General features: G+C 58.3%; 11 protein-coding genes. 7 read left to right on the top strand and 4 right to left on the bottom strand.

All coding sequences use genetic code 11. The annotated features are described in order from the left end of the window. The first annotated feature begins 325 nt into the window (after positions 1 to 325). The 3 genes from H586_RS0116580 to H586_RS0116565 all read left to right on the top strand — a co-directional run bounded on the left by H586_RS0116580 (position 326) and on the right by H586_RS0116565 (position 2,691). Positions 326 to 1,591 carry a [FeFe] hydrogenase, group A gene (locus H586_RS0116580; protein ID WP_011366264.1) on the top strand — a complete coding sequence of 422 codons (1,266 nt, stop codon included), beginning with the start codon at positions 326 to 328 and terminating at the stop codon, positions 1,589 to 1,591. Between the two features lie 9 nt (positions 1,592 to 1,600). Beyond that, complete coding sequence (locus tag H586_RS0116575) at positions 1,601 to 1,972, top strand: iron hydrogenase small subunit (RefSeq protein WP_011366265.1); 372 nt, start codon at positions 1,601 to 1,603, stop codon at positions 1,970 to 1,972. A gap of 266 nt (positions 1,973 to 2,238) precedes the next feature. Next, entirely contained in the window at positions 2,239 to 2,691 is a 453-nt protein-coding gene (locus H586_RS0116565) for a thioredoxin family protein (protein ID WP_162147982.1), read from the top strand. Positions 2,692 to 2,793: 102 nt separating this feature from the next. On the opposite strand, the gene H586_RS0116560 is transcribed toward H586_RS0116565, so the two are convergent. Next, the gene (locus H586_RS0116560) at positions 2,794 to 3,909 is read right to left on the bottom strand and encodes an acyltransferase family protein (RefSeq protein WP_027182577.1); all 1,116 of its coding nucleotides are present in this window, start codon (positions 3,907 to 3,909) and stop codon (positions 2,794 to 2,796) included. 223 nt (positions 3,910 to 4,132) lie between these two features. Between H586_RS0116560 and nfsB the strand changes: the two genes are divergently transcribed. Next, complete coding sequence (gene nfsB, locus H586_RS0116555; RefSeq protein WP_027182576.1) at positions 4,133 to 4,789, top strand: oxygen-insensitive NAD(P)H nitroreductase; 657 nt, start codon at positions 4,133 to 4,135, stop codon at positions 4,787 to 4,789. Between the two features lie 78 nt (positions 4,790 to 4,867). Here nfsB and H586_RS19670 read toward each other — a convergent pair whose 3' ends face one another. After that, positions 4,868 to 5,773, bottom strand: coding sequence for a LysR family transcriptional regulator (locus H586_RS19670; protein ID WP_051364079.1), 906 nt, complete (start codon positions 5,771 to 5,773; stop codon positions 4,868 to 4,870). 136 nt (positions 5,774 to 5,909) lie between these two features. On the opposite strand from H586_RS19670, the gene H586_RS0116545 reads away from it, so the two are divergent. Next, the gene (locus tag H586_RS0116545) at positions 5,910 to 6,422 is read left to right on the top strand and encodes a hypothetical protein (RefSeq protein ID WP_027182575.1); all 513 of its coding nucleotides are present in this window, start codon (positions 5,910 to 5,912) and stop codon (positions 6,420 to 6,422) included. 58 nt (positions 6,423 to 6,480) lie between these two features. On the opposite strand, the gene H586_RS0116540 is transcribed toward H586_RS0116545, so the two are convergent. Together H586_RS0116540 and H586_RS0116535 are read right to left on the bottom strand one after the other, a co-directional pair. Beyond that, positions 6,481 to 7,260, bottom strand: a complete 780-nt coding sequence (locus tag H586_RS0116540; protein WP_027182574.1) for an acyl-CoA dehydratase activase — start codon at positions 7,258 to 7,260, stop codon at positions 6,481 to 6,483. Next, entirely contained in the window at positions 7,261 to 8,541 is a 1,281-nt protein-coding gene (locus tag H586_RS0116535) for a double-cubane-cluster-containing anaerobic reductase (RefSeq protein WP_027182573.1), read from the bottom strand. A 226-nt stretch (positions 8,542 to 8,767) separates the two neighbouring features. Between H586_RS0116535 and H586_RS0116530 the strand changes: the two genes are divergently transcribed. Then, entirely contained in the window at positions 8,768 to 10,498 is a 1,731-nt protein-coding gene (locus tag H586_RS0116530; RefSeq protein WP_051364078.1) for a hydantoinase/oxoprolinase N-terminal domain-containing protein, read from the top strand. Between the two features lie 10 nt (positions 10,499 to 10,508). Further along, positions 10,509 to 10,853, top strand: coding sequence for a hypothetical protein (locus tag H586_RS20865; RefSeq protein ID WP_011366274.1), 345 nt, complete (start codon positions 10,509 to 10,511; stop codon positions 10,851 to 10,853). Positions 10,854 to 10,969 lie beyond the last annotated feature (116 nt).

Genomic DNA, 10,969 nt, shown 5'->3' with positions numbered 1-10,969 from the left:
ATCATCTCCCTGCCCGCCGGAGGCAGTTACTAAGCAACCATAAATACGCCTCCGGCGGGCAAGGGGAATGATTCCCCTTGCATCCCCCGTTGCGCCCGCCCTGTACCGGTCAGCCCCACTGCTTCGGGCGTACGGCTGCGGTAGTGGTATGATGAGAGCATATTATGCAATTAGTAATTGCCAGAAGGATGATAACCTCATAGAGTGTTACTAATTTAAAAAAAGTATTCACATAATATCATGAATTCGCATGCTCTAGGTTCCAATGGTATTCTTCGGCTTTTGGTACGCCGTGGAAATCCCCTTATAATAGACGGAGGTAGCTATGAACTTGGTTGAAATGGAAAAGATTCAGTATGTGGATCAGTCGCCTGACCCGCGAGCGAATCCGGATGAACTTTTTTTCATCCAGATTGATCCGGAAAAATGTATCGGCTGCGATACCTGTCAGGAGTATTGCCCGACGGGCGCCATATTTGGCGATACCGGGAGTGCGCATAGTATTCCTCATGAAGAAATCTGCATCAATTGCGGGCAGTGTCTTACTCATTGCCCTGTCGGAGCCATTTACGAGGTGCAGTCCTGGGTTCGGGAGCTGAGTGAAAAAATCAAAGATCCGGAGATCAAGGTAATCGCCATGCCGGCTCCTGCTGTCCGGTATGGGCTTGGAGAATGTTTCGGCATGCCGGTGGGCACGGTAACCACGGGAAAGATGCTGACAGCTTTGCAGATGCTGGGCTTTGACCACGTATGGGACAATGAGTTCACTGCAGATGTCACCATATGGGAAGAAGGCACCGAGTTTGTCAAACGCCTTACAGGGCAGATTGACAAGCCGCTTCCTCAGTTTACCTCTTGCTGCCCCGGCTGGCACAAATATGTGGAAAGCTTTTATCCTGAGTTGTTCCCGCATCTTTCAAGCTGCAAATCTCCCATCGGGATGATGGGCGCACTGGCCAAAACGTATGGACCGGATGTGATGAAATATGATCGGTCCAAGGTTTATACGGTTTCCATTATGCCCTGTACCGCTAAAAAGTATGAGGGCATGCGCGCGGACCTGTGGTCCAGCGGCTACAAAGACATTGACGCAACCATAGACACCCGCGAACTGGCCTACATGATAAAAAAGGCAGGCATTGATTTCGCCGCTCTGCCGGACGGCAAGCGGGACACGTTGATGGGTGATTCCACCGGTGGAGCCACGATTTTCGGTGTATCCGGCGGTGTTATGGAAGCGGCTTTGCGTTATGCCTACGAGGCTGTGACCGGCAAAAAACCGTCGAGCTGGGATTTTACGATGGTTCGCGGCCTGAACGGTATCAAAGAAGGTACTGTCACCATTGGCGATGCAAAGATAAACGTGGCGGTGGTTCACGGAGCAAAGCGTTTTGCGGAAGTATGCGAGGTGATTAAGACAGGGAAAAGCCCGTGGCATTTCATCGAGTTTATGGCCTGCCCCGGAGGATGTGTCTGCGGTGGCGGTCAGCCTGTGATGCCCGGAGTACTGGAAGCTATGGACCGCAAAGTTTCCAGAACCTTTGCCGGACTCAAAGAGCGTCTGAACAGAATGTCGTCCAGCAAGGCATAGGAGGATGAAATGAGTATTGCTGCATTCACCCGTCGTCAGTTTCTGAAAGCCGGCTGCATGGCCTGCGGCGCTGCAATTGTTGGTATCCGCTTTACCGGAAAGGCATTGGCAGCGGTCAAGCAGGTTAAAGAGTATATGACCGACCGCATAAACAGTGTCTACGCTGCGGACAAAACGTTTGTGCATCGGGCATCGCAGGACAACCCGCAGGTAATCAAACTGTACAAGGACTGGCTTGAACATCCTATGAGCCATAAGGCTGAGCAGTTTCTGCACATGCACTGGACAGACCGGTCTCAGGGCATACAGAAACTGATTGCGGAACGCCAGTATCCCAACCCCCGCGCCGGAGAATTCGGCAACGGGTATCCTTACGAATAACCGCTGAATCCTCCGACGACCTGAAAGAAGGCCTTATCTGACTCAAGGGTCGTCTTCGTTTCCTGCCTCTTTTGCGCCGCGCTGGTGCCGGTCGGCCACCGGAATGTCGCTGCAGGCGTCTTCCGCATGCGTGGTTTCCGTTTATTTCAGTCCGGATTTTGATCTGCACCCGAGACAGCAGTCTGCCTGTCCTGTTGACATGGTATGCCCTGCGGGGAAACATGTGCGCAAATTTGCCGAGGGAAGGCTGAATAATGAAAAAAACTGTGGATATACTTGTAATCGGAACAGAGCCGCCTTGCCCGCGCTGTGACCTGCTGGGACTGCTGCTGCAGCAGGAGGCCCCGGAAGGAGGGAACTGGGTGTTGCGTCACTGTGCCTTTGATGCTCCGGAGGCGGTACAGCTGGGTGATGCACTGCGCTGCCGCATAGGTACAGCCGGACATGTGGCCTCAGCTGCGGATATTCATATGGACTGGGAAGAAGTATACCGTCTGGCGGCGGGACCGTCCGGAAAGGTGGCCTTGCGTCCGGCGGACCGCTGGTCGCCGGAACTTGACCGGGCGCTGGAACCGTGCCGTCTGGCAGCCGCTGCTGCGGGCTTTCTGATGACCCCTGTGCTGGTTATTGACGGACGGGTTGTGCATCACGGTAATGTCCCGCAGCGGGAAAGCATAGCGGCGTTATTGCGGAAGGAACTGCGCGGAGCGGGCTTCTGACCGTCTTTGCAGGCGGTATGTCCTCTACGGAACTCTGTGCGGGGCCCCGCCGGTGTTACCCGTGGCGTCAGGGCCGCGCTTTTGGTGGGGCGTTGTTCATGTTTAAACGGACCGGTTGCTTTGCGGCTCTCTGCGGGAACGCGGCGTCGGGGGGCCGGCCTGCTTTTTTGCCGGTGGATATTCGCCCAGCAGCAGGTGTCCCGCCGGCAACCGGCGCAACAGCGGGATTGCCGTCACGCTTGCCAGTACAACACCGCATGTGATGAGTGTGAATGAAAGCAGAGGTATGGTGACCAGTCGGTTCACAGCCATGGATACGGCTTTGAGAATTATCGGAGTATGGAGCAGGTAGATTCCCATGGTGTTTCTGCCCAGCCAAAGCAACGGCGCGGGGTGGAAGCCGGTAGCGGCAAAAAATAAAAAGAGTGAAAGCAGATAAGCGTATTGCGTTATCCTTGGCAGGTGCAGATTGCCTGTAAGGAGACCAAGCAGACAGAGGCCCAGAACGGGAAAGGTGGTCAGAACCAGAGGTCGCAGACCGTAACGGTTGTGCAGGCGCCACAGCAGCATGCCGCAGGCATGAAACTGCAGCCCGTGGACGGCATGGAGAACCGGTTCCTGCCCCGGGAAACCGGCCAGCAGAGAGAAGGGAAACAGGCCGCTGATGCCGTAGCTGTTCAAAGCCCAAACTCCTGCAGCCAGCAGTGCGCCTGCCGCATACACAGGCATTTTAAGCATAAGGGCCGCCGTAACGGGGCACACGGCCCTGATGAGAAACAGCGACGCCAGAAAATACAGCTGCGGAGCGTACACAGAGCTGTATGCCGCGGTTGCCACTTCGGCCGGAGAGCGCCCTGCGATTGCGTAATTGTCCATCAGCCCGGCAAGCTCGAAGGCATAGCGAGCCGCAGTGTACAGCACCGTGAAAGCAATCCACGGAACCAGCAGCCTGCGGGCGCTTTTTTGCATGAACTGCCGGTGGTGGTGTTCTTTATGAGCCCTGCCGAATGCCAGCAGATAGCCGTCTGTCAGGTAAAAAGTGGCGACACCGGCGGTCTGCACCACAAATGAAATCACGGCATACTGTGCAGGCGGCAGCGGCAGGCAGTAGCCCAGCACATGAATACAGACCACCATGACAATGGCAACGGCGCGCAGTGCATCAAGAGCGTCAAGCCTGCCCGGGGAAGCGGCGCGGCGTGGCTTGGACAGCGGCATGGTGGTTACTCCTCGGCTGAAATGAAAACGGGCCGGTGCGTTGTGGATACACATCCGGGCGCAATGCGGCAAGTGGGGTAGAATTCCGCGGCGGGAGAATGTGCGGCTATACATTAGCAAGATTAATTAAAGCGGCTGTAAATAGTAATTTTACTTCAGGCGCATGACCGGCCATTATTACATCGTAACTTCAGGAACCGCAGACCATCGCAGGGAGGCAGTCATGCATAGCTATATTGAAGCTCTTACCACCAGATACACCACAAAAAAGTTTGATCCGGACCGCAGGCTGGACGCCGAAACCGTGCAGGCGGTGAAGGATATTCTGCAACTCAGTCCTTCTTCGACCAACTCTCAGCCGTGGCATTTTGTCATTGCCGGTACGGATGAAGGCAGGCAGCGCGTGGCAAAGGCAGCACACGGGGTTTACGCATTTAACGCATCAAAAATCTGCGATGCTTCTCATGTTGTGGTGCTGTGCACAAAAACGGATATCGACACGGAATACACCACACAGGTGCTTGAGCAGGAAGAGCGGGACGGTCGTTTTCCTTCTGAAGAAACGAAGGCCGCCAACAGAAAAGGCCGTGAGTTTTTTGCCATGCTGCACCGTAACGAGTTGCAGGACGCTTTTCACTGGATGGAGAAGCAGACGTTTATCGCCCTTGGTAATCTGTTGTCCGGTGCGGCACATCTGGGCATACACGCATGCCCCATGGAAGGCTTTGATCACGAAGTGCTGGAAAAAGAGCTGGGATTGACGGAGAAAGGGTACAAGCCCTCGGTCATTGTGGCTCTGGGGTTTAGTGCCGCTGATGATTTCAATGCGGTGACACCCAAATCCCGCTGGCCTCAGGATCGGATAATAACCGAAATATGACGTGCGGCAGCAATGCCGCAATCCCCTGCACCGCGTGCCGGTGCAGGGGATTTTTGTGTGCGGGTAAGGCTGTGCGGGCTATGCCCGCTGTGTACCAAGCTGCTGACGCAGGTGGCGGGTAAGCGCCTCCAGTGCTTGCAGATTGACATTGTCGTTGGCGTAGATGCAGGTGGAAAAGGCCGGAAGCGGGGGGAACCCTTCCTCCGGTGCGGGAATTTTCAGGTCGGGGGTCAGGGCGCTGCGGGGCAGCACGGTGATGCCCAGTCCGGCGCGTACGGCAGCAAGTACGCTGGCCATGCCCGTGGCGGTAAAGACCACCTCCCATGGGCGCTGCAGTGATTCCAGTGCGGCAATGGCCGCGCTGCGAAACACGCAGGGCAGCGGCAGCGCCACCAGCGGTACCGGAGCACCGGTGGCCGCCGGTTCAGCTGCAAGGTGGTCAAGCATGAACGCAGGGCGCGCTGCGGCGCAGTTGTATGCGGTATGGCAGGCCCAGACCAGAGTATCGCGGGCAATACAGGTTCCGGTGTGCTGTCCGTCATCGCCTGCCACCAGTACATCCAGTTTGCCGTGGTCGAAAAGCTGGCGCAGTTCCATGCCCAGCCCGGCATGGAGTTCAAGGTGGATGTCCGGAAAGCTTCTGATAAATTGCCGGATGGTTTCCGGCATGGCGTCAGGCCCGAAATAGTCCACAAATCCGATGCGCAAGGCCCCTTTGATGCTGGAAGCACTCAGCCGCGCAAGTGCTTCGTCATGCAGGGCCAGCATGCGCTGGGCGTAATGCAGCAGCATTTCTCCTTCGGTGCTCAGGCTCAGGGTACGGGTTGTGCGCACCAAAAGCCTGCGCCCCAGCCTGTCTTCCAGTCTGCGTATGCGCTGACTGACGGCGGACTGCGTAAGGCCAATACGGCTGCCCGCCGCAGTGAAGCCGCCTTCTTCCGCCACCGCGGCAAAGCAGCGCAGCAGATCAATTTCCAGTTCCATAGGGTCCTCCTGCATAAGCGCGGGCGTAAGGCGCAAACTGTACGGTGTTAGACACAACCGGCTGTTTTGTGCAACTACCTGAGTATCGCACAAGGAGTGTGTCCGGCAGAACGCATCCGGAAAAAAGGAGAACGTGATGCGATACAGTATACTGGCTGTCCTGATGGCCTGCGCGGTGCTGGTGTCTGCAACGGCTTCGTATGCCGTGGCGGAGGATATGACGTTTCAGCCCCGTGGCCGAGCGTTGGTTACCGGTGTTGAAGCCCGTGACGAGGCATGGGATTTTATCACCAACCTGTTTATCACCAATGTTTCAGAAAGCGATGTAACCTGCAGGGTTACGGTGTATGATCATGACGGCAAGGATGTGAGCAGCCTGTGCAATGTGTTTACAGGCAACAGAATAGGGGCGCCCGTGCAGCTGAGGGCGGGCAACGGTAGCTTTGCTCTGCCGCCCGGTGCCACGCGGATGGTGCGTATATGGGCGCAGGGCATGGTTCCGGTGGTGTTCGGCCATGCGGTTATCGAATGGACCGCTGCCGACGCGCAAACAGACAAGGCACTTATTGCGGCCATTAAAACAGTGAGGTCGGGCGGGGGCGGCACCTACGGTTTCATGTCTCAGGTAAACGGCGGCCAGCCGTTCTGAACTGCGGGCGAAAAAAAGCCCCTTCCGCCACAGCGGAAGGGGCCGGATTGTTGCCGGGTCAGCCGGCGGTAGCAAGCCGCAGTGCATGCACCGCGGCACCCAGTGCGCCGTTCATGTCGGGCCTGTCGGCCACGAGCAGTGTTTCGTCCTGTATGAGGCGCAGCTCGCGGGCGATGAGCATGCGCATGCACGGGTTGCGGGCCACCCCGCCGGCAAAAACCAGCGGGGGCTGACAGTCAATGCGGTCCAGCATGGAAAGCGTGCGCCGCGCTATGGCACAGTGCAGCCCGAGAGCGATGTCCGGGGCGGCGATGCCCTGCGCCATGAGTGATGTTGCCTCTGTTTCGGCAAAAACGGTGCACATGCTGCTGATGACCGGCGGATTTTGTCCTTTCAGCGCGTACAGGCCGAACTCGGCCACGGGAATCTGAAACACCGTGGCCGTGTATTCCAGAAACTTGCCGGTACCCGCGGCGCAGCGGTCGTTCATTTCAAAGCGCGCCACTTTGCCCTGCGGGGTAAGGGCAATGGCCTTGGTGTCCTGTCCGCCTATGTCCAGTACTGTCCGGGCCTGCGGAAAGCACGACGCGGCACCCAGAGCGTGCGCCTTGATTTCCGTTACGGTTTCCACCCGGCCGGCCATATCCATCTGCTCCACAAGTGCTCTGCCGTAGCCCGTGGCCACCAGAATATCCGGGCGCCACCCCTGCATGACCGCCCGCACCTGTGTTCTGGGGTCAAAGGTCGTGTCAGAGCGTGCACTGTGTACGGTTGTACCGTCCTTTTGGACCACCAGTTCGATGGAGCGCGACCCTATGTCTATGCCGGCTGTGAGCATTTATCCGCGCACCATTTCCACAAAAGCTTCAACGCGGGTTTTCAGCTGTTCCGCGTCTTCCATGGAGTAGTCGGTTTCCACACTGAGTACGGGGATGTCTTTCTCGCGGGCTGCTTTTTCAATTTTAAAGGCTTCGTGCGCATAGGGCTGACAGAACTTGAGGGCATAGTGCACTATGCCGTCCGCTTTCAGTTCCTGCGCCATGGCGGTGACATTGTGCAGCCGTTCCGTGTTGGGGGTAAAGCAGGCGCAGTCGATTTTCATATATCTGTCCACCAGCGCGTCTATCATTCCGTCAAGGGTCTCCTGCGATTCATCCACAAGGTCGCGTGTGTTGCGCGTGCCGATGCAGGACTCTTCTCCCACTATCACGGCGCCGGAGCTTTCCATGATGTAAGGCAGTTTCCAGTTGGGGACGGCCATGGGGCATCCTGAAAGCAGCAGACGCGGTGTGCCTGCGGGGGCTATGCCTTCCTTGCGCGCTATGCGTTCTTCCATCTGGTCGCACAGCGTGTTTATGGAGCGGGTGAAGCGTTCCGGGTCGTCGTAGAATGAAACCTGATTGATAAGCAGGGCGTCCCGTCCGGATATGGGGGCGGGATCGGCGCTGCGCAGGGCGGAAAGACGCTGCAGTGCCCGGCGTTTGGCGTTGACGGTGCGGATGCCCGAGGCAAGCGCCTGCGGAGTTATGGCCGTGCCGGTGAGCTGTTGCAACGCCTGCATGTAGCGCAGCACTTCGGTTTTAAAAAGATCGCGCGCGGCATCGCTTTTTGTGTTGGGTACCTCCATCACATGCATGGGAACATGTTCTGCAAAGGCTTCATAAGCTTTTTTCTTGCCGTCGCAGGTGGTTTCTCCCACCACCAGATCACAGGATTCGGTAAACGGACACAGGCGTGCCAGTTTGAAACCGATGAAGGATTTGATAAGGGCGCAGGTATTGCGGGGAACGAGCTTTTCCGCTTCTTCGGTTCCTGCATCGGCACCGGAGCACAGCCCCACATGCACGGCACCGGCAGCCAGTGTGATTTCTTCGGGAACAAAGACACAGAACGTGCCGATGATCTTCTTGCCCTGCTCTTTAGCCTGCTGCAGTTCCTGTATGCGCAGACCGTGTACTTCTGAAAGTACAAAATCCAGATATTCCATGCCCTGCAGGCGGCCCTGCTGCGACATGTAGATATCGCCGTAAAATTTGCCCAGTACTTCCAGAAGTCCGTCATGAGCGGGAATGTCGAGATTGAGTTTTTCCCACATTGCTGTGTATGCCGGGTTGCTCATTGTTCCTCCGATGCTGAAGTTGCGGTGAGCCCTGTGTGTAAGGGGGCGGGTCTCTTTCGTGTGCAGGAGGTTCCGGCAGCGGGCAAATAGTTTGTTCCGATGAAACGCTGCGCGTGTCATAGTCAATGTCTATGCCTGACGGTTCAGCCATTGCCAAACCAAGGCAACGGGCGGTATCACAGCCGTCCGGAACCATCGGCGGACAGCAGAAGACGGAGCGGGAATCATGAGTGACTTTACAGAGCAGAACCGGACGGCAGCCCCTGACGGCGGGTTTGTCATCGGAGTGGATGCCGGCGGCACATACACCGATGCCGTGGTGGTGGACATAGCCGGAGGGCACGCCGTGGCGCGTGCCAAGAGGCCCACAACACACTATCAGCCCAGTACGGGGGTTGCTGCAGCCATAGGTGATGTGCTGCTGAAGGCAGGCATCAATCCGGCTGATGTCCGCAGCACGGCGGTTTCCACCACGCTGGCCACCAACGCCCTGCTGGAAAACAAAGGCGTGGATGTGGGGCTGATCGTCATCGGTTTCAACCAGCGTATGGAGGTTCCTGCCGCTGCCGCCCGTTATGTGCCCGGCGGCCACAGACAGGACGGTACCGAAGCTGAACCGCTGGGGTTGGAATTTTTGCTGGATCACCTGAAAGACCTGCATGGCAGGGTGGATGCATATGCGGTGTGCTCGCTGCACAGTTACGCCAATCCGGCTCATGAGCTGGTGGCGGCAGAGGCCATCCGGCTGACCAGCGGTCTGCCCGTGTTCTGTTCGCACGAGGTGAGCATGCAGGCGGGAATGCGTGAACGGGCCACCACGGCGGTGCTGAATGCCCGCTTGCTGCCGGTGATGGAACAGTTTCTGGCCGGTGTGCGCAAGGCTCTGGACGAGCAGGGCATCAGGGGAACGGTGCAGGTGGTGCGCGGCGACGCTTCGACCATGGGCATGGAACAGGCGGTGCGCAGTGCGGCCAGCACAGTGGCCAGCGGGCCCGCGGCCACGGCATGCTTCGGTGCGCAATACGCGGCCACGGCGTGCTGCGACTATGCGGGGCAGCAGCCGCAGGACGTGCTGGTGGTTGATGTGGGCGGAACAACCACTGATATGACCATTGTGCACGAGGGGCGGCCGGTTATTGATACCGGCGGCATGCTGGTGGGCGAATGGCAGACGCACGTAGATGCCGTGGAGATGTTTACCGTGGCTGTGGGGGGCGACAGTCTGGTGGAACTGGACCCCGTGGGAACACTGTCTCTCGGACCTGCGCGGGTGGTGCCCGTATGCATGGCCGCCGCCTGGGGGGTGGAATTGCCCGACCCTGCCTTGTGGGCAGGTCCGGGGCTGGGCGGGCGCTGTGTCTGTGCCGGTGCCGGTCTGGAAGGCGATGCCTGCTCCGGCGATGCGCTGCTGCAGCTGCTGTGCGCACGGCGCGTCATGCCGCTGGCAGAACTGCTGGCCGCGTTGTCCATGGCCGAGGTCACCTATAACGGCCGCATGATGCGGCTGGCCCGCGGGCAGAAAATTTTTGAGTGCGGATTTACGCCCACGGACGCACTGCATGTGACCGGTGCCCTGCAGCTGGGAGATGCCGGCGCATCGCTGCGGATGGCGCGGGCGCTGGCGGCGTTGCGGGGTGAAGATGCTGTGACCTTCAGCCGTAATGTTCTTGAGCGGGCTGAAGCCCGTATTGAGGAGGCCATACTGCAGCATGTGGCCCGCCGAGAGGTCGGGGCGAATTTTGCGGGATTTCTGACACGGCGTCAGTCTTTTTCTCTGCTTGATGTTTCCGTACGGCTTGCGGTGCCCGTGGTGGGCATTGGCGCGGCTGCACGGTATCTGGTGCCCGGGGTGGCCGCGCGGCTGGGAACCCGGGCTGTTTTTCCCGAACTGTATGAAGTGGGCAACGCCATGGGCGCGGCCGCGCTGGCGTTGCGCGGCATGTCCCCGTCTGAATAAGGAGCACGGAATGCCGTACAGACCGTTGTGTTTTGATGCAGCCATGGAAGTGGCCAGCGAAGTGGAAGAGTTCGGTGTGGTACATGGGTGGGTAAGGCGCGACGGGCAGTGGGTGCTGCACGCCTGGGCGGAAACACCCGAAGCCGTGTATGACCTGACCGAGTCTAACCGTCCGGTGCGCCGTGAGGAATATTACAGGGCCAACGGCATCACCGAAGAGCGTCTGCGCCGGTATGCGCGGGTGGAATATTTTACACTGGTGGCGGAAAAAGGAGAGTTCGGCCCCTTTGACCGCACGCTGTTTTTTGCACAGACCAGCGCGCAGGACCCGCTGGAAGTCATCGGGAAAGCCTGACTGAAACGCCGAAAGGCCCCGTAAGGGGCCTTTGGAGTTGCCGGAGTATCTTCCGGCCGGGCAAAGGGAGTCATCAGGTAAGGGAAGAACAGGGGGAGTCTTGCAGCTGTCCCGCT

Source organism: Oleidesulfovibrio alaskensis DSM 16109 (assembly GCF_000482745.1).
Taxonomy (GTDB): Bacteria; Desulfobacterota; Desulfovibrionia; order Desulfovibrionales; family Desulfovibrionaceae; genus Oleidesulfovibrio; species Oleidesulfovibrio alaskensis.
The sequence above is the reverse complement of the archived record's forward strand: the minus strand, read 5'-3'. Positions and strand labels throughout refer to the sequence as shown.